The organism is Polaromonas sp., assembly GCF_030689685.1.
In the GTDB taxonomy this organism is placed as follows: Bacteria; Pseudomonadota; Gammaproteobacteria; order Burkholderiales; family Burkholderiaceae_C; genus Polaromonas.
Map to the genome: position 1 here is coordinate 80,827 of NZ_JAUYEY010000031.1, position 23,392 is coordinate 104,218.

The 23,392-nt window shown below is 59.9% G+C and carries 20 protein-coding genes, 3 tRNA genes and 1 pseudogene; 11 read left to right on the forward strand and 13 right to left on the reverse strand.

The window, feature by feature from the left end; genetic code table 11:
* Window positions 1-14 precede the first annotated feature (14 nt).
* From clpX to Q8O29_RS08800, 7 genes and pseudogenes are all read left to right on the forward strand, one after another.
* Window positions 15-1,280 carry an ATP-dependent Clp protease ATP-binding subunit ClpX gene (gene clpX / locus Q8O29_RS08770; protein ID WP_305561889.1) on the forward strand — a complete coding sequence of 422 codons (1,266 nt, stop codon included), beginning with the start codon at window positions 15-17 and terminating at the stop codon, window positions 1,278-1,280.
* A 134-nt stretch (window positions 1,281-1,414) separates the two neighbouring features.
* On the forward strand, window positions 1,415-3,850 hold the full coding sequence (lon, locus tag Q8O29_RS08775) for an endopeptidase La (protein WP_305561891.1): 2,436 nt from the start codon (window positions 1,415-1,417) through the stop codon (window positions 3,848-3,850).
* A gap of 64 nt (window positions 3,851-3,914) precedes the next feature.
* Window positions 3,915-3,990, forward strand: a tRNA-Gly gene (locus Q8O29_RS08780).
* An 88-nt stretch (window positions 3,991-4,078) separates the two neighbouring features.
* Window positions 4,079-4,152: transfer RNA gene (locus Q8O29_RS08785), tRNA-Cys, on the forward strand.
* Window positions 4,153-4,210: 58 nt separating this feature from the next.
* A tRNA-Leu gene (locus Q8O29_RS08790) sits at window positions 4,211-4,304 on the forward strand.
* A 98-nt stretch (window positions 4,305-4,402) separates the two neighbouring features.
* Window positions 4,403-5,041: a DUF6806 family protein gene (locus Q8O29_RS08795; protein ID WP_305561893.1), complete on the forward strand. Its 639-nt coding sequence runs from the start codon at window positions 4,403-4,405 to the stop codon at window positions 5,039-5,041.
* A 165-nt stretch (window positions 5,042-5,206) separates the two neighbouring features.
* Window positions 5,207-5,374, forward strand: a pseudogene (locus tag Q8O29_RS08800) (multidrug transporter); the annotation flags it as partial.
* 69 nt (window positions 5,375-5,443) lie between these two features.
* On the opposite strand, the gene Q8O29_RS08805 reads toward Q8O29_RS08800, so the two are convergent.
* Window positions 5,444-6,061, reverse strand: a complete 618-nt coding sequence (locus tag Q8O29_RS08805; RefSeq protein ID WP_305561895.1) for an alternative oxidase — start codon at window positions 6,059-6,061, stop codon at window positions 5,444-5,446.
* A 212-nt stretch (window positions 6,062-6,273) separates the two neighbouring features.
* Between Q8O29_RS08805 and Q8O29_RS08810 the strand changes: the two genes are divergently transcribed.
* The gene (locus Q8O29_RS08810) at window positions 6,274-7,584 is read left to right on the forward strand and encodes an MFS transporter (RefSeq protein WP_305561897.1); all 1,311 of its coding nucleotides are present in this window, start codon (window positions 6,274-6,276) and stop codon (window positions 7,582-7,584) included.
* Window positions 7,585-7,620: 36 nt separating this feature from the next.
* Here Q8O29_RS08810 and murI read toward each other — a convergent pair whose 3' ends face one another.
* The 3 genes from murI to Q8O29_RS08825 form a co-directional block, all read right to left on the reverse strand.
* Window positions 7,621-8,436 carry a glutamate racemase gene (gene murI, locus Q8O29_RS08815; protein WP_305561899.1) on the reverse strand — a complete coding sequence of 272 codons (816 nt, stop codon included), beginning with the start codon at window positions 8,434-8,436 and terminating at the stop codon, window positions 7,621-7,623.
* Window positions 8,433-9,482: a GSU2403 family nucleotidyltransferase fold protein gene (locus tag Q8O29_RS08820; protein WP_305561901.1), complete on the reverse strand. Its 1,050-nt coding sequence runs from the start codon at window positions 9,480-9,482 to the stop codon at window positions 8,433-8,435. The genes murI and Q8O29_RS08820 overlap by 4 nt, the downstream gene beginning before the upstream one ends.
* A gap of 95 nt (window positions 9,483-9,577) precedes the next feature.
* A complete protein-coding gene (locus Q8O29_RS08825) occupies window positions 9,578-11,131 on the reverse strand; it encodes a fumarate hydratase (RefSeq protein ID WP_305561903.1) in 1,554 nt (517 codons plus the stop codon).
* 107 nt (window positions 11,132-11,238) lie between these two features.
* Between Q8O29_RS08825 and fumC the strand changes: the two genes are divergently transcribed.
* Entirely contained in the window at window positions 11,239-12,630 is a 1,392-nt protein-coding gene (gene fumC, locus Q8O29_RS08830) for a class II fumarate hydratase (RefSeq protein ID WP_305561905.1), read from the forward strand.
* A gap of 19 nt (window positions 12,631-12,649) precedes the next feature.
* Here the strand turns inward: fumC and Q8O29_RS08835 are convergent, their stop codons facing one another.
* The 8 genes from Q8O29_RS08835 to Q8O29_RS08870 are packed head-to-tail and all read right to left on the reverse strand — an operon-like array spanning window position 12,650 to window position 20,427.
* The gene (locus tag Q8O29_RS08835; protein WP_305561907.1) at window positions 12,650-13,015 is read right to left on the reverse strand and encodes a Na+/H+ antiporter subunit G; all 366 of its coding nucleotides are present in this window, start codon (window positions 13,013-13,015) and stop codon (window positions 12,650-12,652) included.
* A gap of 8 nt (window positions 13,016-13,023) precedes the next feature.
* The gene (locus tag Q8O29_RS08840) at window positions 13,024-13,293 is read right to left on the reverse strand and encodes a K+/H+ antiporter subunit F (RefSeq protein WP_305562020.1); all 270 of its coding nucleotides are present in this window, start codon (window positions 13,291-13,293) and stop codon (window positions 13,024-13,026) included.
* A 2-nt stretch (window positions 13,294-13,295) separates the two neighbouring features.
* Window positions 13,296-13,793 (reverse strand): Na+/H+ antiporter subunit E, encoded by a 498-nt coding sequence (locus Q8O29_RS08845; RefSeq protein ID WP_305561909.1) that lies wholly within the window; start codon window positions 13,791-13,793, stop codon window positions 13,296-13,298.
* Window positions 13,790-15,454: a monovalent cation/H+ antiporter subunit D gene (locus Q8O29_RS08850; protein WP_305561911.1), complete on the reverse strand. Its 1,665-nt coding sequence runs from the start codon at window positions 15,452-15,454 to the stop codon at window positions 13,790-13,792. The genes Q8O29_RS08845 and Q8O29_RS08850 overlap by 4 nt, the downstream gene beginning before the upstream one ends.
* Entirely contained in the window at window positions 15,451-15,816 is a 366-nt protein-coding gene (locus Q8O29_RS08855; RefSeq protein WP_305561913.1) for a Na+/H+ antiporter subunit C, read from the reverse strand. The genes Q8O29_RS08850 and Q8O29_RS08855 overlap by 4 nt, the downstream gene beginning before the upstream one ends.
* On the reverse strand, window positions 15,813-18,689 hold the full coding sequence (locus Q8O29_RS08860; protein ID WP_305561915.1) for a monovalent cation/H+ antiporter subunit A: 2,877 nt from the start codon (window positions 18,687-18,689) through the stop codon (window positions 15,813-15,815). The genes Q8O29_RS08855 and Q8O29_RS08860 overlap by 4 nt, the downstream gene beginning before the upstream one ends.
* The gene (locus Q8O29_RS08865; RefSeq protein WP_305561917.1) at window positions 18,686-19,774 is read right to left on the reverse strand and encodes a calcium/sodium antiporter; all 1,089 of its coding nucleotides are present in this window, start codon (window positions 19,772-19,774) and stop codon (window positions 18,686-18,688) included. Before Q8O29_RS08865 ends, Q8O29_RS08860 begins: the two co-directional genes overlap by 4 nt.
* A 50-nt stretch (window positions 19,775-19,824) precedes the next feature.
* Window positions 19,825-20,427, reverse strand: a complete 603-nt coding sequence (locus Q8O29_RS08870; protein ID WP_305562022.1) for a TIGR00645 family protein — start codon at window positions 20,425-20,427, stop codon at window positions 19,825-19,827.
* A gap of 157 nt (window positions 20,428-20,584) precedes the next feature.
* Here Q8O29_RS08870 and acs point away from each other — a divergent pair, with 157 nt between their 5' ends.
* Window positions 20,585-22,582, forward strand: coding sequence for an acetate--CoA ligase (gene acs, locus Q8O29_RS08875; protein WP_305561919.1), 1,998 nt, complete (start codon window positions 20,585-20,587; stop codon window positions 22,580-22,582).
* A 78-nt stretch (window positions 22,583-22,660) separates the two neighbouring features.
* On the opposite strand, the gene Q8O29_RS08880 is transcribed toward acs, so the two are convergent.
* On the reverse strand, window positions 22,661-22,975 hold the full coding sequence (locus Q8O29_RS08880) for a c-type cytochrome (RefSeq protein WP_305561921.1): 315 nt from the start codon (window positions 22,973-22,975) through the stop codon (window positions 22,661-22,663).
* A gap of 117 nt (window positions 22,976-23,092) precedes the next feature.
* Here Q8O29_RS08880 and Q8O29_RS08885 point away from each other — a divergent pair, with 117 nt between their 5' ends.
* Window positions 23,093-23,332, forward strand: a complete 240-nt coding sequence (locus tag Q8O29_RS08885; RefSeq protein WP_305561923.1) for a TIGR04438 family Trp-rich protein — start codon at window positions 23,093-23,095, stop codon at window positions 23,330-23,332.
* Window positions 23,333-23,392: the final 60 nt, after the last annotated feature.

Genomic DNA, 23,392 nt, shown 5'->3' on the forward strand with positions numbered 1-23,392 from the left:
AAGGCACTCCACCAATGGCCGAGAAAAAAGGCTCTTCCAGCGAAAAGACCCTGTATTGCTCCTTCTGCGGCAAAAGCCAGCATGAAGTCAAAAAGCTGATCGCAGGGCCGTCGGTCTTCATCTGTGATGAATGCATCGATTTGTGCAATGAAATCATTCGTGATGAGTTGCCCGCCGGGGAAGATGTGCGCGAAACGCGCGGCGACCTGCCGACGCCGCTGGAAATCAAGACCACGCTGGACGGCTATGTGATTGGCCAGGAACTGGCCAAGCGGACATTGGCCGTGGCAGTCTACAACCACTATAAACGCCTGCGTCACAAGGACAAGGCCAAAAAGGACGAGGTCGAGCTAACCAAAAGCAATATTTTGCTGATCGGCCCGACCGGCTCCGGCAAGACCTTGCTGGCCCAGACCCTGGCGCGCACCCTCAATGTGCCGTTTGTGATGGCCGACGCCACCACGCTGACCGAAGCCGGGTACGTTGGTGAAGACGTCGAAAACATCATCCAGAAACTGCTGCAAAGCTGCAACTACGAAGTCGAGCGCGCGCAGCAGGGCATTGTCTACATCGACGAAATTGACAAGATTTCGCGCAAGTCCGACAACCCCTCCATCACACGTGACGTGTCGGGCGAGGGCGTGCAACAGGCCCTGCTCAAACTGATCGAGGGCACGATGGCGTCGGTTCCCCCGCAGGGCGGCCGCAAGCACCCGAACCAGGATTTTCTGCAGGTGGACACGACCAACATCCTGTTCATCTGCGGTGGTGCCTTCTCGGGGCTGGAAAAAGTCATTGAAAACCGCACCGAGGCCTCGGGCATCGGTTTTGGCGCAGCCGTCAAAAGCAAGAAGGCGCGCAGCCTGACCGAGTCCTTCAAGGACGTCGAGCCGGAAGACCTGATCAAGTTCGGCCTGATCCCCGAACTCGTGGGCCGCATGCCGGTGGTCGCCACCCTGGCCGAACTGACAGAAGACGCGCTGGTGCAGATCCTGACCGAGCCCAAAAACGCGGTCGTCAAACAGTTCAGCAAATTGTTGTCCATGGAAGGCGTGGACCTTGAGATTCGTCCTTCCGCGCTCAAGGCGATTGCCCGCAAGGCGCTTGCCCGCAAAACCGGGGCGCGCGGTCTGCGTTCGATTCTTGAGCAATCGCTGATTGACACCATGTTTGACCTGCCCAACACCAGCAATGTTGAAAAGGTTGTGGTCGATGAATCGACCATCGAAGAGAACAAGGCGCCACTGCTGGTTTACCGTGAGTCTGCCAAACAGGCCTGATGCCGATGCAGAGGACCGGGTTGAAAACCGGACAGCATCCCCCACGTTCAAGGTTATTGTTGTTGCCGAACCATGAAAGCCTGATACCCGTCACGATGCCAGGGCTTTCGTTCAAGGCTTACCTCTAAGGTTCTATGTCCGCACAAACCACGCTGCCTTCCAGTCCGATCGACCTGCCACTGCTTCCGCTTCGCGATGTGGTGGTCTTTCCCCACATGGTGATTCCACTGTTTGTTGGCCGGCCTAAAAGTATCAAGGCCCTCGAATCGGCGATGGAGGCCGAGCGCCGCATCATGCTGGTGGCCCAAAAAACGGCAGCCAAGGATGAGCCGTCCGTCGAGGACATGTTCGAGGTCGGTTGTGTGGCGACCATCCTGCAGATGCTCAAGCTGCCCGACGGCACGGTCAAGGTGTTGGTCGAAGGCCAGCAACGCGCCAAGGTCAACAAGATCGAGGAGGGTGAGCTTCACTTCAGCGCCAATGTGACGCCGGTTGAACCGGAGGTCGCGCTGCCCGGCGACAAGACCAGCGAAGTCGAGGCCTTGCGCCGCGCGGTGATGCAGCAGTTCGACCACTACGTCAAGCTGAACAAGAAGATACCGCCCGAGATACTGACATCGATCTCCAGCATCGACGATGCCGGGCGTTTGGCAGACACCATCGCTGCGCATCTTCCGCTCAAGCTTGATGCAAAACAGGTCATTCTGGATCTGGATAAGGTCAAGACCCGCCTTGAAAATCTGTACGAGCAGCTTGAGCGCGAGGTCGACATCCTCAACGTCGATAAAAAAATCCGTGGCCGCGTCAAGCGCCAGATGGAAAAAAACCAGCGCGACTTTTACCTGAACGAGCAGGTCAAGGCGATCCAGAAAGAGTTGGGTGAAGGCGAAGAAGGCGCCGACATCGAGGAGATCGAGAAAAAGATCAAGGCCGCCAAGATGCCGCAGGAAGCCCGCAAAAAGACCGAGAGCGAGCTCAAAAAACTCAAGCTGATGTCGCCGATGTCGGCCGAGGCCACGGTGGTGCGCACCTACATCGATGTGCTGACCGGTTTGCCATGGAGCAAGAAGACCAAGATCAAACACGACCTGGCCAATGCCGAAGTGGTGCTCGACGAAGACCACTACGGGCTGGAAAAGGTCAAGGACCGCATCGTGGAATACCTCGCGGTGCAGCAGCGCGTGGACAAACTGAAGGCGCCCATTCTTTGCCTGGTCGGCCCTCCGGGTGTCGGCAAAACTTCGCTGGGTCAGTCGATTGCCAAGGCCACGGGCCGCAAGTACGTGCGCATGGCCCTCGGTGGCATGCGTGATGAAGCCGAGATTCGCGGCCACCGCCGGACCTACATCGGCGCGCTGCCGGGCAAGGTGCTGCAAAGCCTGGCGAAGGCCGGAACGCGCAACCCGCTGTTCCTGCTCGACGAGATCGACAAACTGGGCACGGACTTCCGGGGCGATCCTTCCAGCGCCTTGCTGGAGGTGCTGGACCCTGAGCAGAACCACACCTTTGGCGACCATTATGTCGAGGTCGATTTCGACCTGAGCGACGTGATGTTCGTGGCGACTTCCAACTCCATGAACATTCCGCCTGCGCTGCTGGACCGTATGGAAGTGATCCGCCTGTCGGGTTACACCGAGGATGAAAAAACCAGCATCGCCATGCGTTACCTGTTGCCCAAGCAACAGAAGAACAACGGCGTCAAGGAAGACGAGCTGGAGATCCAGGAGCAGGCGGTGCGCGACATCGTGCGTTACTACACGCGTGAAGCGGGTGTGCGTTCGCTTGAGCGCGAGCTCTCCAAGATATGCCGCAAGGTGGTCAAGGGCATCCAGCTGAAAAAGATGGAACCCAAGGTCATCGTGACTGCGGACAACCTCAATGACTACCTGGGAGTACGCAAATTTGACTATGGCCGTGCGGAGAACCACCACCAGGTCGGCCAGGTGGTGGGCCTGGCCTGGACCGAGGTCGGCGGTGACCTGCTGACGATCGAGGCCGCCATGATGCCGGGCAAGGGTGTGATCACACGCACCGGATCGCTTGGCGACGTGATGAAGGAATCCGTGGAGGCCGCGCGCACCGTGGTGCGCAGCCGTTCACGGGTGCTGGGCATCAAGGACGAGATGTTCGAAAAACGCGATATCCACATCCACGTGCCCGATGGCGCCACGCCCAAGGATGGCCCGAGTGCGGGTGCGGCGATGACAACGGCCTTTGTGTCGGCCATCACCGGGATCCCGGTGCGCGGCGATGTCGCCATGACCGGCGAGATCACCTTGCGCGGCGAAGTCACCGCCATTGGTGGCCTGAAGGAAAAGCTGCTGGCCGCGCTGCGCGGTGGCATCAAGACCGTGATCATTCCGGAAGAGAACGCCAAGGACCTGCAGGAAATCCCCGAGAACGTGAAGAACGGCCTCGAGATCGTGCCGGTCAAATGGATTGACCAGGTGCTGCAGATTGCGCTGGTGCGCCAGCCCATCCCCTTGACCGAGGAAGAGGCTGCCGTCGCGACGGCAGCAGCAGTGGTGGTTGCTCCGGCCGTGGAAGTGACGGGCAGCATCACTCATTGAGCAACCTTTTTACCGGCTTGTTCGTAAGGGGTAAAAAACTGCGCTATAATTTGAGGCTGTAATCGCGGGAGTAGCTCAGTTGGTAGAGCGCAACCTTGCCAAGGTTGAGGTCGAGAGTTCGAGACTCTTCTCCCGCTCCAATTCAAAAGGGCAGCACGTCAAAATGCTGTCCTTTTTCATTGGGTTGTTGCTGTTAGTAGAATTGGTTTATTGAGCCCGACAGATCAAGGCGCGGTAACAAAGCGGTTATGTACCGGATTGCAAATCCGGCTAGCCCGGTTCGACTCCGGGCCGCGCCTCCACCCAAGTTTTTTTGCCAGCCCCTGCAATGGGGCTTTTTTGTTTCACAATGAGAGCCCTGCCCGGGTGGTGAAATTGGTAGACACATCGGACTTAAAATCCGCCGCTTTCCTGCATAAGGGGCGTACCGGTTCGATTCCGGTCCCGGGCACCACATGACAGTTTCCTGATGCATTGCAAGTCCTTGGCGCTGCAATTTCCCCCTTCCGTGGTCATGTTTATTTCAGGCTGCAACTGGTTAAGATAGATTCCATGGCCCGCTACAACACACCTCCTTTTGAAATTCACGTTCACGGCGAAGTGCCCTTGCGTGACGACATCGGTTTCGAGCAGTTGCAGGATGCGCTGAAACCACTGTGGGCATACGCGGGCGCCAAATCGCTGGCGGATGGCGCGGCCAGCGTGTACGAGGAAGAGCCGGGCATACGTTTCGACGCCCACCAGCATTTGCTGCAGCTATGCTGGACGGTTCCGGGTGATGAAGACTTTCGGCAGGTGCTTGACGAAGTCTGCATGGCCCTCAACGAGATGGCCGTCAGTGGCGCACCGATTGAAGTCACGTTTTACGATGCCGATTTTGACGAAGATGAAGAGCGCGACGGCGAAGAAGCCAGAGACGACTTTGCCATGTATTTTGTGGGCCCTACGCCGGCCGCCATCATGCAGGTCCAGCGCGACCTGCTGGTGCAGGACATGATCGGCCTGATGGAGCGGCATTTCGATGCCACCGAACTCGGTGACGTGGTGGCGGCGGTGGACAAGTTGTTCGAGCAGCGCTTTGAAACATTGGTCAATTCCATGCAACTGGGCCGACCCCCGCGCGGCCTAGGCGGGCCGCAGGGTGGCTCCAGTCACGGTGGTGGTGGGCGCAAGCCGCGACACCTGCACTAGGAGCCTGGGCGGCAGAAGGGACGTCGGCTGCAAAGCGGCCGCGACGGTCCATTTTCCGCCGGTTTTTTGCCCCATAGCTACGGCTATGAGGCTGCAAACCCGGCAAAAACTGTCCTCGCCGGGGCCACTTTTCGCTTCGACGCCTTCTGTCGCCCAGACTCCTAGCAGAACGGCATTGCGAGTCAGCCTGATTTGCTGGATGCTCAGCGCTCGCTGTTTTCGGCGCGGCAAGCGGTGGTGCAGACCCGGCTGCGGCAATGGCAGAACCAGGTCACGCTTTACAAAATACTGGGCGGTGGCTGGAAGGACGAGGGCGCGCAGGCCACACCCTGAGGAATCGCTTTCGATCCGGCTGCCGCGCATCGGCAAGGACTTGTTCAGCGCTTCACCCAGTTTTCGGTTTCAGCGGCTGAGCCGGTCGGCAAAGTTGTGGTTCACATCGCGATGGCCTGCCTCGTCATCGCGTATCAGCAAGATGACATCGCGCAGGCGCGCACCGGCGGGTAGCTTCCAGTAGTCGATTGCGACCTGCGGCGCAGCCACGTTCTCGTACTGGCCGCTGTCTATGCCGGCCAGGTATTCGGTGTAGCTGTACACCGCTTCTTCCTCAAAATAACCGACCAGGCGGTGGGCGGTACGCGCTGACACCAGGTACAGCAGAAAAAACAGGTTGTAGAAAATGCCCTGGGCCAGCATGACCATCGCGCGCTCTAGCTGACTGGGTTGTGCAATGTGGATGAAGGTCATCAGGTGCATGCGCTCATTCTCGGCTTCATCAAGCAGGGTGCGAATCCAACCCTCGTCATCCTTCATGCTGCGCAGGGATTTCAGGTGGATCAACGCACCCCCCACCATGCCGGGCACCGCCGCGACGGTTTCCAGCACAACGGCCCGGTTGCCGTAACGCCCGGCAAAGAAGGTGTCTGCCAGAAAACGCAGGAAACGGGTGGTTCGCCATGCAAACCAATCCGAAAAGTCCGACTGGGCATGGTGCAGTTGTTGGGGCGGTTTTGGCAGCACGGCGAGGTTCCTGAGGTCAAGAGGGGCTGGGCGACCCAAGTGTGCGTTCATTCGGATTTCACCCCTGCAACAAGGGGCTTCCCGAGTATGTTTCAGCCCCTAAGCCCTTGTCTGGTATGCGCGAGCAGCTATAAAAAACATAGCGTTCGATTCCGCTGCGCGGAATTGTCAAAACAGTGGTTTATGCTTGGTGCCACTTCAGGAGTTCAATCATGGCGCTTTTCTCCCAGGATGCCCTCAACCCCGGCGTGCGCAAACGCGAACTGTTTGGTTGGGCCATGTACGACTTTGCCAACTCGGGCTACACCACGGTGGTGATCACGGCGGTGTTTGCTGCCTATTTTGTGGGGGGTATTGCGCAGAAGGCAGAGTGGGCCACTTTCGCCTGGACGGCGGCGCTCAGCGTGTCCTACGCGATCGTCATGCTGACCATGCCCAGCTTGGGCGCCTATGCCGACCTGCGCGCGGCCAAAAAGCGCCTGCTGATGCTGACCACGGCGGGCTGCGTGCTGACCACGGCCGCGCTGGCCCTGGCGGGCCCCAGCAGCGTGGCGTTTGCGATTGTGCTGATCATTTTGTCGAACACTTTTTTTGCCTACGGCGAATCGCTGACCGCTGCCTTTCTGCCCGAGCTGGCCCGACCCGAAGCCCTGGGCAAGGTCAGCGGCTGGGGCTGGAGTTTTGGTTATTTCGGCGGCATGCTGGCTCTGGGCATCTGCCTGGGTTATGTGTTGTGGGCGCAAGCCAGGGGCATCCCGGCCGACCAGTTTGTGCCGGTCACCATGCTGATCACGGCGGTGATTTACGGGCTGGCATCGCTGGTGACTTTTCGCCTGCTCAAGGAAAGGGCGCAGCCCAACCCGATGGCCTTGCAGCAGGGTGGCCTGAAGGCTTCGTTGGCGCAGTTGAGGCAGACTTTTCGCCAGGCCAGGCGCTACAAGGACTTCATGTGGCTGCTGGCCTGTGCGGTCTTTTACCAGGGCGGCGTGGCCGTGGCGATTGCGCTGGCGGCGATCTATGCCGAACAGGTGATCGGCTTTCAGCCGCAGGAAACCATGGTGTTGATTTTTGTTCTCAACTTTGCGGCAGCGGGCGGCGCATTTGCGTTTGGTTATTTCCAGGATCGGCTTGGCCACAAGCTTGCGCTGGGCATCACGCTGGTCGGCTGGATCGCCACCTGTGTGATTGCCGCCGTCACCACCACCAAGGGCGGCTTCTGGTACGCGGCTGCCATTGCGGGTGTGTGTATGGGCTCCAGCCAGTCGGCGGGTCGCGCCATGGTCGGCATGTTTGCGCCCAAAAAACAACTGGCGGAGTTTTATGGCCTGTGGACATTCGCTGTCCGGTTGGCGAGCATCATCGGGCCGCTGAGCTACGGCGCCATTACCTGGGCGACCGGCGGCGACCAGCGCACCGCCATTTTGTCCACCGCTGTCCTGTTTGCCGTGGGCTTGCTGTTGCTGCTTCCGGTCAATATGCAACGCGGGCGTGAGGCGGCGCTGGCGGCTGACGCCCGGGCCTGAAACCTTCTTCCTGGGGCCCCCATCCGCCCGTGGGTGTCATTCAACGCGCAGCATGGTGACTGTGCTGTCTAGCTGTAGCCAGCGCTGCACAGCGGCCTGTAGGGTGCTGGCCTGGCCAGTGGTGAGCAGCCTGAGTTGACCGCTGCCGCCTGCGGCTTTGGCTCCCAGCCGCAAGCGGGTTTGACGCGCAACTGGCGCGCCGGTGTCCACCAGTTGCACCTGGGCACCAAGAATTTCACGCAGTGCCGGACTGGCAAACGGGTAGTGCGTGCAGCCGAGCACCAGCGTGTCGATCTCGCCATTATTCAAGCCAAATGTGCCCATGGCCCTTGTGTGACGGGCGCAAGCAGCTATTATTTTCATAGCGTCTTCCGATCCTTGGGGCGCGTGTACCGCTTGCTCGATTGCGTCGGCCAGACCATCGCAGGGCTGAAGCACAAATTCTGCCTGGCCCGCCAGCGGCTCCAGCAGCAACCTGAACCTGGCGCTGGCCAGCGTGCTGCGGGTGGCCATCACACCGATGCGGCGCGTCCGGCTGAGTAGCGTGGCTGGCTTGAGCGCTGGTTCCACGCCAATGATGGGGAGTAGGGGATAGTCTGCACGCAGCTCGTTTATGGCCGCTGCGGTGGCGGTGTTGCACGCGACTACAAGCGCCCCGATGTTTTGCTGCACCAGGTGCGCTGCAACAGCCTGCGAACGTGCCCGCACATGGGCTGCATCACGCTCGCCGTAAGGCGCGTGGCCGCTGTCGGCGATGTAGATGAAATCGGCCTGCGGCAGTTCGGTGCGCAGGGCCTGCAAAATGCTCAGGCCGCCGACGCCGCTGTCGAAGACGCCGATGGGGAAGTTCATGAGGCGGGGATGAATTGCCGCTCTGCGCACCATGCGTCGAAGGTCGGTCTGAGATCGTTGGGGACTGAAAATAGAAAATCGACATTCAGCGGGTGGCTCTGCTGCATGAAGTGGCGCACGGCGTCGAGCAGCACATCGCCTTGCCTGCGGTCTTTGTCGCGTTTGACAGGGTTGCGCTCGGGTTTGTCGGCCAGCCAGAGTTTGTGCAGGCCCATAAAGCGAGGGTCGGGCACCGTCAACGGACAGGCCCTGCCGCGTTCAGTGGCGACCACAGCGCTGACCGGGCTGCCCAATAACAACCACTCTTGCTCGATCAGTGTCTGCATGGGTGCGAAGGCTTCTTCTTTGGGTAACGGGTGACAGCTGGGTGCCGCCAGAAGCTCTACTTCGTAGCCGTCGGCGTCGAGTGCTTGATACGGTTTGCGTGGGTTGATTTTGTAGCTGGGGTCAATGCTTTTTAAAACGCTGAAAAGGGTTTTGCGACGCTCCTTGGGAGCAGAGTCAGTACCGGCGAAGGTTAATGATGCCGGTGTGTCCCGGCACCATGTCAAGTCAAAGTTTTGCGTTTCTTCGTTGCCCGCTGGAAAGATGGCGTTGGCGGCCCATTCGTAGGCTGAAAAAGCGTTGGTACCGACGACCATCAGGTCGGTGCCAAGCAAACCTTCAATATCCAGCTTGCGCAGAATTTCAGCTTGTTTGTCGGGCAGGGTGGGCATGCGCAGGCGGCGGTACAACGTTGAGCGGGTCGCAATCAGCGCGTCTGCAGAAGCTGCGCGTTCCTGTGCTTGTTTTTTTTCTTCAGTGAACGATGCAAACTTCTGCTCGGTTTCCGGGCTTCGCACGCCTTGGCTGGTGCCGTTGTCAGTGCCGTTTTGTTTGGCGTACAGGTACTGACTGCCTGAACGCTCGGCCCAGTACATGGACGCTGGCAGTGTCTGCAGTGCTTGACGAGCGCTTAGCCAAAAGCTGTAGGCTTGTTCAAGATTCGCCGCCATGCGTTGTGCGTCGCTCGAAAACGGCAGGTATTGGTGTTTTTCATAAATCATAAGTCTATGATTTTAAACGATTTGCACCAAAATTGCGTGTTTTAGCGCGTATACGGTGCAAAACGGCAACGAGGGGTGTTGCCGCCACACCAAACTCAACCCGCAGCGACCGCAATCCCTTTGAACTCCCCGGTGGCAATCCGCTTTTGCCACTCGGCCGGGCCAGTGATATGTGCGCTGGTGCCACCCGAATCGACCGCTACTGTCACTGGCATGTCCACCACATCAAACTCGTAAATCGCTTCCATGCCCATGTCGGTAAAACCCCGCACCTTGGCATGTTTGATGGCCTTGGAGACCAGGTAAGCGGCGCCGCCCACGGCCATCAGGTAGGCGCTTTTGTGTTTCTTGATGGCCTCGATGGCCACCGGGCCGCGCTCGGCCTTGCCTATCATCGCGATCAGGCCGGTTTCGGCCAGCATCATTTCGGTGAAGCCGTCCATGCGGGTGGCGGTGGTCGGGCCGGCCGGGCCGACAGCTTCGCCAGCCACCGGGTCCACCGGACCCACGTAATAGATCACCCGGTTAGTAAAGTCCACCGGCAGTTTTTCGCCTTTGGCCAGCATGCCCTGGATGCGCTTGTGCGCGGCATCGCGGCCGGTCAGCATCTTGCCGCTGAGCAGCAGGGTGTCGCCGGGCTTCCAGCTGGCGACTTCGGCCTTGGTCAGCGTGTTGAGGTCCACCTTTTTGCTTTTCTTGTAGTCGGGCGCCCACTGCACATCGGGCCAGAGGTCCAGCGAGGGCGGGTCGAGGTAAACCGGGCCGCTGCCGTCCATCACAAAATGTGCGTGGCGCGTGGCGGCGCAGTTCGGGATCATGGCCACCGGCTTGCTGGCCGCATGCGTCGGGTACATCTTGATCTTGACGTCGAGCACCGTCGTCAGGCCGCCCAGGCCCTGCGCGCCTATGCCCAGCGCGTTGACTTTTTCAAACAGTTCCAGCCGCAGCGCTTCGACCTTGCTGAGTTCGGATCCTGAGGCGGCCTTGGCCTGCAGCTCGTACATGTCCAGGTGGTCCATCAGGCTTTCCTTGGCCATCAGCACGGCTTTTTCGGCGGTGCCGCCAATGCCAATGCCCAGCATGCCGGGCGGGCACCAGCCGGCGCCCATGGTCGGCACGGTTTTGAGCACCCAGTCGACGATGGAGTCGCCTGGGTTGAGCATGGCCATCTTGCTTTTGTTTTCGCTGCCGCCGCCTTTGGCCGCGACCGTGATGTCCAGCTTGTTGCCCGGAACGATCTCGGTGAAGATCACGGCCGGCGTGTTGTCTTTGGTGTTTTTACGGTCAAAGTGCGGGTCGGCCACGACCGAGGCGCGCAGGGTGTTGTCCGGGTGGTTGTAGCCGCGCCGCACGCCTTCGTTGATGGCGTCGTCGATGCTGCCGGTGAAGCCTTCCCAGCGCACGTCCATGCCGACCTTCAGGAACACGTTGACGATGCCGGTGTCCTGGCAGATGGGCCTGTGGCCGGTCGCGCTCATCTTGCTGTTGGTCAGAATCTGCGCTATCGCGTCTTTCGCTGCCGGGCTTTGCTCACGCTCGTAAGCGCGCGCCAGATGCGCGATGTAGTCAGCCGGGTGGTAGTAGCTGATGAACTGCAGTGCGGCGGCAACGGATTCGATCAGGTCGGCTTGCTGGATGGTCGTGGTCATGGTGGGGGGGACTTCTTGGAGGGGCGTGGGAGTTTTGGCTTTTCAAAAGCGGCCACCGTGTGCTACGGTAGCTGTCAACCCGCTATTTTGACAGGTCAGCCCACAGCATGAAAACACGTACTGAACGCGACACCTTTGGCCCGATTGAAGTCCCTGCGGACAAGCTTTGGGGCGCGCAAACCCAGCGCTCGCTGCAGAACTTTGACATCTCGGGCGAGCAGCAGCCGCACGAGATCATCCGCGCGCTGGCGCAGGTGAAACGCGCCTCGGCCACGGTCAATCTGGCGCTGGGTTTGCTGGACGAAAAAAAAGCGCAGGCCATCATGGCTGCCGCTGATGAAGTCCTTAGTGGCCAGCACGCCGGGGAATTCCCGCTGGTGGTCTGGCAAACCGGCTCGGGCACGCAGACCAACATGAACGTCAACGAGGTGCTGGCCAACCGGGCCAGCGAGTTGCTGGGTGGTGGGCGCGGCGAGGGCAGGCTGGTGCACCCGAATGACGATGTGAACCGCAGCCAGTCGTCCAACGATGTGTTTCCCACAGCGATGCATGTGGCGGCGGTGGACGCGATCACACACAAGCTGCTGCCGGCGATTGGCAAACTGCGCAGCACGCTGGACAAAAAGGCGCAGGACTTCGACAGCATTGTGAAGATAGGCCGCACGCATTTGCAGGACGCCACGCCGCTGACCCTTGGCCAGGAGTTTTCCGGCTACGTCGCCCAGCTGGCCCACGGCGAAAAACACCTGCGCGCCGCCTTGCCGCACCTGTGCGAACTGGCGCTGGGCGGCACGGCTGTGGGTACCGGGCTGAATGCGCCGGTGGGTTACGCGGAGCAGTCAGCGACCGAGCTGGCGCGGCTGACCGGCCTGCCGTTTGTCACGGCACCCAACAAATTTGAGGCGCTGGCAGCCTGCGACGCGCTGGTGCATGCGCACGGCGCGCTCAAGACACTGGCCGCCAGCCTGATGAAAATCGCCAACGATGTGCGCTGGCTGGTCAGCGGGCCACGCAGCGGCATTGGCGAGCTGTCGATTCCCGAGAACGAACCCGGCTCGTCCATCATGCCGGGTAAAGTCAATCCGACGCAGAGCGAAGCGGTGACCATGCTGTGCTGTCAGGTCTTCGGCAACGACGTGGCGATCAACCTCGGCGGCGCGTCGGGCAATTTTGAGCTCAATGTGTTCCGGCCCATGATCGCGCACAACTTCCTGCAAAGCGTGCGCCTGCTTGCCGACGGTATGCGCAGCTTCAACGACCATTGCGCGGTGGGCATAGAGCCGAATCGTGACCGCATTGCCGAGCTCGTCGGTCGCTCGCTGATGCTGGTGACGGCGCTCAATCCCCACATTGGTTATGACAAGGCCGCCTTCATCGCCAAGAAGGCGCACAAAGAGGGCAGCAGCCTGCGTGATGCGGCGCTCGCGTCCGGCTACGTCACCGCTGAACAGTTTGACGAATGGGTCAGGCCGGAAAAAATGGTGGGCACACCAACTTAGAAATTGATCAAAAGGCCCGTCAAGATGACGGTGGTATTTCGGACGGTAGCGCTGGTGGTGGTGGTCGTTGCGACGGGTCTACCTTCAAGGCCGCCTTGATCAGCAAATGCGCCGATACCGGTGCCGTCATGAACAAAAACAGCGTGATCAGCAGCTCATGCAGGCTGAGGGTCTCGCGCGCAAAGCTAAACCAAATGGCGGAAGCGATTAATATGCTGCCCACGCCCAGCGTTGTGGCTTTGGTCGGGCCGTGCAGCCGTTTGAGAAAGTCTGACAATCGGGCCAAACCCCACGAACCGATCAGCGCAAAGACCGTACCGATGACCACCAGAAACGCCAGCAAGGCATCCAGCGCGACGGGTAACTCAAACAAGCTTGGGTTCATAAACTGGCTTACTCCACAATATCGCCGCGCAGCAGGTATTTGGACAGCACCACCGTGCCAATAAACCCCAGCATTGCAATTAACAGGGCGACCTCAAAGTAAACATCGGTGCCGAACCAGACACCCAGCAGCACCAGCAGCGCCAGGGTGTTGATGTAGAGCGTGTCCAGCGCCAGGATGCGGTCAGGCAGGCCGGGGCCGCGCAGCAGCCGCCAGGCATTGAGCAGCAGCGCAAGCGCAAAACCACCTATTGCCCACGGCAGCACGTTGGCCAGCAGGTTCATTTGAATATCTCCATCAGGGGGGCTTCGTAACGTGACTTGATGCTGGCAATCAGCGCCGCTTCATCATCGATGTTGAAGGCGTGGACCAGCAGATGCTGGCGGTCGGCTGAGAGGTCGGCAGACAGGGTGCCGGGTGTCATGGTGATGATGCCGGCCAGGGTGACGATGCCGTGCGGATCGGTAATGGACAAAGGGAGCCAGAAAAAGCCAGGACGAATGGCCGATTCACGTCCCAAGATCAGCCTTGCCACGTCGATATTGGAGGTGATGATGTCTTTGAGCACAATGAACAGCAGCCGCAGCGCCACGCCGGGCCGCCGCAACACCGCGCGGTCGGCGCGCAGCCGCTCAGTAAACACAGGGATCAGCAGCGCCAACAAAGCACCCAGCAGCATGTGCCCCAACGACCACGATTGGTTGAGCACCGGCCAGATCAGCGCCAATACCAGCGACAGCAGCGGTGAAGGCAGCAGGCGTTGCCGAATCTTGTTCATGGTTTAGTCTCGCCGATGGCGCGCTTTTTGCGTTCGCGCATCTCGCGCCGTACATCGATAGCGGCGGGCACGGCGCTGGCCCCCAGCACCGCGCCAATATACGCCTGCCGCTCAAACAGTTGGGCGGATGTGGCCTGTGTAAAGCGCGAGAGCGGCCCGGCAAATACGGCGCAAGCGACCAGCAAGGCGAGTAGTAGCGCCAAGCTGGCAGAGTGTGCCGCGTGGCCCGGCAGGGCAGGGATTGATGAGCGGTCAGTTGGGCTGGCAGGTGGTATAGCGTCCGTTGCCAGGCCGTCAGCACTGCTTGCCACAGGTTTCCAGAACAGGACGCTTCCCGACTGGACAAAAGCAATCATCAGCAACAGGCTGCTGGTCAGCAGCACCGCCACAATCCAGCCCGCCCAGACCGTTTGGCCCGCAGCCTGTAAAAGCATGGCCTTGCCCAGAAAGCCGGCCAGCGGCGGCAGGCCGGCTGCACCCACAGCCAAGGTAAAAAACAGCACACCCAGCAAAGTGGGGGAGTCTCCCGCATAAGCGACATGACCGGCATCACTCATGCTGGCAGATCGAAAATCATCATCCGCCCATCCACGGCTGGCCCGCAACCGGTCAGCCAGCAAAAACAGGGCGGCGGCCACCAGGGTGCTGTTGACCAAATAAAAAAGACCTGCTGCCACCGTGTCAGGTCGCCCCAGCGCCACGGCCAGCAGCAGGGTGCCAGCTGACGCGACGACCACATTGCCGATCATGACGCGCAGACTTTTAGCTGCCACAGCACCCACCGCTCCGAGCAGCAGCGTGCCAAGCGCTAGAAACTCAAGCCAGGGCGAAGTGACGAAAGCTGCCGGGCCACCCGTTTCACCAAAGATCAGCGTGGTGACCCGCAAGATGGCATACACGCCCACTTTGGTCATGATGGCAAACAGGGCCGCCACCGGCGCAGAGGCCGCGCTGTAGGTGGCCGGCAACCAGAAATAAAGCGGCAGCAGCGCCGCCTTGACGCTGAACACCACCACCAGCAACAAAGCAGCGCTTTGCACCAGCAGGGTTCGGTCCGCTGTTACCAGCGGCACCCGCTGCGCCAGGTCGGCCAGGTTGAGCGTGCCGGTCAGGCCATAAAGCAGGCTGGCGGCAATCAGAAACAATGCTGATCCTGCGAGGTTGAAGCTGACATAGTGAATCGAAGCCCTGAGCCGCGCTGCGCCCGCGCCATGCAGCAGCAAACCATAGGAAGCAATCAGCAGCACCTCAAAAAACACAAACAGGTTGAACAGATCTGCCGTCAGGAAGGCGCCGTTTAATCCCATCAACTGGAACTGCAGCAGGCTGTAAAAATGCCGACCGCGTTGCGCGTCACCACCGCTTGCATACAGCAGCGTGATGCAAGCGATGACGGAGGTCAACAGCACCATCAGCGCCGACAGGCGGTCCAGCGCCAGGGCAATGCCAAACGGAGCTGCCCAATTGCCCAGCAGGTAGGCTTGTACGTTGCCAGTCAACGCACGCTCAAGCAGCAGCAGCGCTACCACCAGCCCAGCCAGCGAGCTCGCCGCCGCCAGCCAGCCAGGCAGCCGTGCGCTCTTGCGTTCAACCAGCACCAGCAACGCGCCCGTCATCAGCGGCAGCACGATAGGCAGAATGATCAGGTCGGGCCAGTTCATTGAGGGGGCTTTTGATTTACCGTGATGTCGGCGCCATCCACGTGATCAGATCCAGTTTCGGCGCGGGCACGCAGCGCAATCACCAGCAGCACGGCGGTCATGGCAAAGCTGATGACAATGGCAGTCAACACCAGCGCTTGGGGCAAGGGGTCGGCATACCGCGCTAACGTGGCGTCCCCCTGAGCGTCAACGATGGCCGCTGCGTTAACTTTTAACCGCCCCATGAAAAAGATGAACAGATTGACGGCATAGGACAGCAGCGTCAGCCCCAGCACCACATCAAAGGTGCGCGGCCTCAGCATCAGGTAAATGCCGCTGGATGCCAGCACCCCGAGCGCGATTGACACCAGCAGGGCCGTCATGGAAGGCTCCTTTTTTCATCGCTGCCTGAAAGTGCAACCGGGCCGGCAGGTTGCGCCGGTGCGGTCAGGCGCGCCACCGACAGCAGCGCCACCATGGTGGCACCGACCACCGTCAAAAACACACCCAGGTCGAACAGTGCGGCGCTGGCCAGCGGCACTTCGCCAACGAGCGGCCAGACCGGGTAGTCGTACGTGCTGGTCAGAAAAGGCGCATCAAAAAACCAACTGCCCATGCCGCTGGCACCGGCAATCAACAAGCCCCAGCCGACCCAGGGCTGAAAGTCGGTGGACATGCGCTGGCCCACAAAAGCCTGGCCATTGGCCACAAACTGGAGCAGCAGGCCAATGGCCAGCACCAGACCGGCAATAAAACCGCCGCCTGGCAAATTGTGGCCGCGCAAAAACAGATACACCGCCACGATGGCCGTCAGCGGCAGCAGCAGCCGACTGATTAATGCCAGCATCAGCGGGTGGCTGTCTGACGGATTCGCGGGCATTGTTTGGCGGTGCGTAGGCTGCCAGTCGGCCAGCAGCGCATGAATCACCAGCGCGGCAATACCCATGACCGTAATTTCACCCAGGGTGTCGAAGCCGCGGTAGTCCACGATGATGACGTTTACCGCATTGGCACCGCCGCCTTGCGCCAGCGTGGTTTGCAGAAAAAAGGGTGAAATTGAATCGAACGGACGCCCCAACACCATCCAGGCCAGGGCCGCTATACCGGCACCCGCAGTCAACGCGATGACGGCATCGCGGCTGCGGCGCAGGCGGCTGTCGTTGGCAGTGTCTTGCGACACCTCGGGCAGCCAATGCAGAGCCAGCATCATGAGCATGATGGTGACCACCTCGACCAGCAACTGCGTCAGCGCCAGATCAGGTGCCGAAAAATGCACAAAAGCCAGGCTGACCACCAGCCCAACCGCACCCAACAACAGCAGCGCTAACAGCCGCTGGCGGTGGAAGATCACGCAAGCAGCGCTGGCAGCCATGCCGATGGCCCAAATAGCAACAAAGGCAAAACTGGCCGGCGGTGAGCTTTGCGTCGGGCCGGCCTGGCTTGCGCCCTGCAAAAACGGTAGCGCACCCGCCAGCGTGGCCATGAGCACCAGCAGCAGCAAATAATTTTGCAGGCTACCGGTTTGCAATGTTGCAGACAGCCGCGTCGCCTGGCCGGTGACCCGGCCTAGTGCTGTCGTGAACAATTCGCGGCCGCCGGTGTTGGGCACGGCGGGTACCTTGTCAAGCCGGTGCAGGTTGACCCGGCGCTGCAGCCCAAAGTAAATCGCTGTGCCCAGCGCCAGCGCCAACGCACTCATCAGCAGCGGCAGGTTGAACCCATGCCATAGCGCCAAGGTGTAATCGGGCAAGCCGCCGACGTTGGGCCCCAGCAAGGCAGCCTTTGCCGCCACGGCCAGCAAAGGCCCTATGACCCAGGCCGGCATCAGCCCAACAACCAGACACAAGAGCACCAAAAATTCGACCGGCACCCGCATGAAACGGGGTGGCTCGTGGGGCACACGGGGCAGACCCGAAGGTTTACCATTGAAAAACACGTCATGTATGAAACGCAGGCTGTAGGCAACACTCAGGGCTGCGGCCAGCGTCGCTCCGGTGGGCAGCAACCATTCCAGCGCCAGATAGCTCTGCTTGGTAATGGTCTCCGCAAAAAACATTTCCTTGCTCAAAAAACCATTGAGCAGCGGTACGCCTGCCATGGCCGCAGCAGCCACCATGGCCAGCGCGCCGGTAATCGGCATGTATTTCCAGAGGCCGCTCAGCTGCCGCATGTCGCGCGAGCCGGTTTCGTGCTCAATAATGCCTGCCGCCATGAAGAGCGAGGCCTTGAACGTCGCATGGTTCAGGATGTGGAACACGCCCGCCACCACCGCCAGCGGCTCGTCCAGGCCAAACAGCAAGGTGATCAGTCCCAGGTGGCTGATGGTTGAGTAAGCCAGCAAACTCTTAAGGTCGTGTTTAAACAGCGCCATGTAAGCACCGAACAGCAGGGTAGTCAGACCGGTCAGCGACACGATCCAGAACCAGGGCTCTGAGCTGCCCAGCGCCGGGTACAGCCGCGCCAGCAAAAACACGCCGGCCTTGACCATGGTGGCCGAATGCAGATAGGCCGATACCGGCGTTGGCGCCGCCATGGCGTGGGGCAGCCAGAAATGAAACGGAAACTGCGCACTTTTGGTAAAGCAGCCCAGCAGAACCAGTACCAGCGCCACCTCATAGAGCGCATGCTGGCGGATGATGTCGCCGGATGCCAGCACACGGTCCAGGTCGGTGCTGCCGACGATCTGGCCGATCAGCAGTGCCCCAGCCAGCAGGCACAAGCCGCCAGCCCCTGTGACTGACAGCGCCATGCGAGCACCTTCCCGCGCATCCTTGCCCTTGTGCGGGTCGGCGTGCCAAAAGCCGATCAGCAGAAACGAAGACAGACTGGTCAGCTCCCAAAACACCACCAGCAAAATCAGGTTGTCGGCCAACACCACGCCCAGCATGGCACCCATGAACAGCATGAAGAACATGAAAAAACGGGCGGGCGGATCCTTGCGGTCCAGGTAATAGGCGGCATACAGCACCACCAGGCTACCGATGCCCAGCACCAGCAGTGCAAACATCCAGGCCAGACCATCCATCCGGAACCCCAGCCGCAGGCCCAGCGCAGGCAGCCACTCTACCGACCACCGGATGACCTCGCCTGCAAAAACCGCCGGTGCCAGCATGGCCAACCCGGCGCAGCCCGCCAGCGCGGCCAGGCCAGCCAGCCAGGCTGCCAGACCCGGCCGGTTGTTGCGCACCCCCGCCAACACCAGTGCGGCCAGCCATGGCAGCACGGCCAGCCATGGCAGAAGGTCGCTACCGGTCATGCTGATTTGTCGGGCGATCCGCCGCGCCTGAGCAGCACCACGATCAGGGTAACGACTGTGATGGGAATCACGAAACTCATCATGGCGATCGAAAACGCGCCAAGTGCAGCGTGTTGCTGGGTGGCCAGAAGCAGGTAAGCCACGTAAGCGACGTAATACGCCAGAAAAACGCCAGCTTCCCAGCGCGCAATTTCTCGCCCAGTCATAAATATAGGCAGACAGGCCAACGCCACAGCCAGCATGACCCAGATGTCAAAAGCCAGCAGTGATGGCGCCATCACCACCCCCATATCGCCTGAGACGAGGCCTGACAAACCCAGGCAGCCCAGGATGTTGAAGGTATTGCTGCCCACCACGTTGCCAACAGCAATATCACGCTCGCCTTTGATGGCTGCGGTAATGGATGTCGCCACTTCCGGCATGGAGGTGCCCGCCGCAACAATGGTCAGCCCGATGACCAGATCACTCACGCCCAATGCCTTTGCAAAAATGATGGACGCGTCAACCAGCCATTCGGAGCCCAGTACCAGAAAGCCCAGGCCAGCAATGATCAGCATGATCTGCACGGGCAGCTTTGCGTCCCAGCTACCCGCGCCGGCAGGCTTGATTTCTGCCGCGTATTCGTCCTTGGCCGCCTTGGTTTCTTTGCGCGACTGCACAATCAGGAACACGGTGTAGGCGATCAGCAGCGAAAACAGGAACGCGCCATCCCAAAAGCTCAGGTTGCCATCGAGCGTCAGGGCCAGCAACAGCAGCGAAGCCCCGATCATGATGGGCACCTCTTGCCGGATCAACTGAATGTTGACCACCAGCGGAACAATCAGCGCTGACACGCCCAGGATAAACAGCACATTGAAAATATTGCTGCCGACCACATTGCCAATCGCAATATCCGAATTGCCGTCCAGCACGGCGCCCACCGAGACCGCCACCTCGGGTGCGCTGGTGCCGAAGGCCACGATGGTCAGACCAACCACCAGTGGCGAAATGCCGAAAGACAGCGCCAGCTTGGAGGCACCCCGCACCAGCAGTTCAGCACCAACGATCAGGCCAATCAGGCCACCAATAAACATCAGGATAGTCATGTCAGGTCCGCGTGAATTTACAGTCAGATCAGGTCGCTAGCGACGAAAGTTTAATGGACGGGACGCTGAGCATGAGACATCAGTCGATCAGTCAGCGCAATCGCCAGTGCACTCAACAAAAACACGGTGTGAATGATGGTTTGCCACATCAGCACCTTCACGTCGTAATTAGCGGCATTGATAAAAGTCTTGAGCAAATGGATCGAGCTGATGCCAATAATGGCCGTGGCCAGCTTGACCTTGAGCACAGAGGCATTGACGTGACTCAACCACTCCGGCTGGTCAGGATGATCCTCAAGGTTCATCCGGCTGACAAAGGTTTCGTAACCGCCCACAATCACCATGATCAGCAGGTTAGAAATCATCACCACGTCGATCAGGGCTAACACCACCAACATGATGATAGTTTCATTGAGAGCTGTGATTTGAACGTCCGACTTATAGCCGATGCTGCTGATAAGTGCTTGTAGTGAAGCCTGATTGCCGAAAACAGCTTCCAGGAGATGCACCAATTCCACCCAAAAGTGAAACACATACACAGCCTGCGCCAAAATCAGGCCCAGATAAAGTGGTAGCTGAAGCCAGCGGCTAGAGAAAATGAGGCCGGAAGCTCGGCGAAGGGGAAAAGACCTGGGGGGTTTGGGTTCTGACATGGGGTGGAGTAGATGAAAATTAGGCGCATTGTAGGCGGCGCTGTCCAGCTTGCCCAAGTTGGGTTTAAATCTGTAAGCTTGGCGCCAGTCAGTGCACTGTAAGTGCGTAAGATGACATTAGCACGCATTGCACTACAAACCGAGGAGACAAGTCATCATGAGCGCGCCTTTATCCGCTATCGAATCCACACTGGTCGAAAACCGGGTGTTCTTCCCAGACCCGGCAGGGGTCAAAAGCGCTCGTATCTCCGGCATGGACGCCTACCACGCGCTGTGCGCAGAAGCTGAAAAGGATTTTGAAGGCTTCTGGGCCCGTCTGGCGCGTGAAAATTTAAGCTGGAAAAAACCTTTTACCCAGACGCTGGACGAGTCCAACGTTCCGTTTTACAAATGGTTTGCCGACGGCGAGCTCAACGCCTCGTACAACTGCCTGGACCGGCACCTCGGCACCGCCACCGAGAACAAAAAAGCCATCATTTTCGAGAGTGACGATGGCAAGGTGACCAACGTCACCTACAAAGAGCTGCACGCCAGAGTGTGCCAGTTTGCCAACGCGCTCAAGGCCATGGGCATCAAAAAGGGCGACCGCGTCATCATCTACATGCCGATGACGGTGGAGGGGGTGGTGGCCATGCAGGCCTGTGCCCGCATCGGCGCCACGCATTCGGTGGTGTTTGGCGGCTTTTCCGCCAAAAGCCTGCAAGAGCGTATCCAGGACGCTGGTGCGGTCGCGGTCATCACCGCCAACTACCAGTTGCGCGGCGGCAAGGAGCTGCCGCTCAAGGCCATCGTCGATGAAGGCATCGCGATGGGCGGCTGCGAATCCATCAAGAATGTGGTGGTATACCAGCGCACGGCCACCGCCTGCAACATGGTTGCCGGGCGCGACAGCCTGATGCATGAGGTCACGGCGAAGCAGCCGGCGACCTGCGAGCCCGAGTTTGTAGGTGCCGAACATCCGCTGTTCATCCTCTATACCTCTGGTTCGACCGGCAAGCCCAAGGGTGTCCAGCACAGCACTGGCGGCTATTTGCTCTGGGCTAAGCTGACGATGGACTGGACCTTCGACATCAAGCCGTCCGATGTGTTCTGGTGTACCGCCGACATCGGTTGGATCACCGGCCACACCTATGTGGCTTATGGCCCGCTGGCGGCGGGTGCCACCCAGGTCATCTTTGAAGGCATCCCGACCTACCCGAACGCCGGCCGCTTCTGGCAAATGATCGACAAACACAAGGTCAGCATTTTCTACACCGCGCCCACTGCCATTCGTTCGCTGATCAAGGCCGCCGAGGGCGACGAAAAAATCCATCCGGCGCGCTCAGACCTGAGCAGCCTGCGCATACTTGGCACCGTGGGTGAACCCATCAACCCCGAGGCCTGGATGTGGTACTACAAAAACGTCGGCGGCGAGCGCTGCCCGGTGGTCGACACCTTCTGGCAGACCGAGACCGGCGGCCACATGATCACGCCGCTGCCCGGCGCCACGCCGTTGGTGCCCGGAAGCTGCACTTTGCCGCTGCCCGGCATCATGGCGGCGATTGTTGACGAGGTGGGCAAGGACGTGCCCAACGGCTCCGGCGGCATGCTGGTGGTCAAGCGGCCCTGGCCCTCGATGATTCGCACCATCTGGAACGACCCTGAGCGCTTCAAGAAGAGTTATTTCCCCGAAGAGATGGGCGGCACGTTTTACCTGGCCGGCGACGGCGCGGTGCGCAGCCTTGATCGCGGTTACTTCCGCATCACCGGCCGCATCGACGATGTGCTCAATGTGTCCGGCCACCGCATGGGGACCATGGAGATCGAGTCCGCGCTGGTCTCGCATTCGGCACTGGTGGCCGAGGCCGCCGTGGTGGGCCGTCCCGACGACTTGACTGGCGAGGCAATCGTGGCCTTTGTGGTGCTCAAGCGTTCGCGCCCAACCGGCGACGAAGCCAAGGCGATTGCCAAAGAGCTGCGCGACTGGGTCGGCAAGGAAATCGGCCCTATCGCCAAGCCGAAAGACATTCGTTTCGGCGACAACCTGCCCAAGACCCGCAGCGGAAAAATCATGCGCCGCCTGCTGCGCGGCATCGCCAAAGGCGAAGCCATCACCCAGGACACCTCGACCTTAGAGAATCCAGCCATCCTCGATCAACTGTCGGAGAACCTGTAGTTTCGGTGCTTGCGTCATTCAGGCGTCATGAAAAAAGCCCGCTGAAGAGCGGGCTTTTTTTTCGCTGGCGAGCCCGGCTTACTTTTGCGTCATCACCCAGGCGGCGAGCTTCTTGGCTTCAGCATCGTTGACCTGTGCGTTGGCAGGCATGGGCACAGGACCCCAGACGCCTGAGCCGCCTTTGATGATTTTTCCGGCCAGTTTGTCTACCGCGTCTTTTTGTCCGGCGTATTTGGCGGCTATGTCTTTGAACGACGGACCGACCAGCTTGGTCGCTACCGCATGGCAGGCCATGCAATTTTTGGCCGTGGCCAGTTGCAGGTCGGCCAGTGCCGGGGAGGAAGCCACCACACCGGCAGCCAGGGTAGCAATCGCCAAAAATACACGTTTCATCGTAAACCTCGTGGGAAGAGTTTTAAATTTGGATTGGGGTACAGTCAGGAAACGCAATTGTAGTGATGTGGGTTGACCTTGCTTACAAAAGGTTTCCACGGATTTGAGGGATCATCCATGTTTTTCCTGTTCATAGGCGTCATTGGCCTCCTGCTGAAGTATCTGGAAATCGGTCCTGTGGGCACGCTGGACTGGTGGATGGTCTTGGCCCCGTTTGGCCTGGCCGTGATCTGGTGGTGGTGGGCGGACGCCAGCGGCTACACCAAAAAGAAGGAAATGGAAAAAATGGACAAGCGCAAGCAGGAGCGTATCGACAAGCAGCGTGATGCGATGGGGATGCTCAAAAAAAGGAAATAAATAGAGCCCCCACGTTCGCTCACTGCGTGTAGCTCTCTGCCCCCCCCCGAGGGGGCGCTG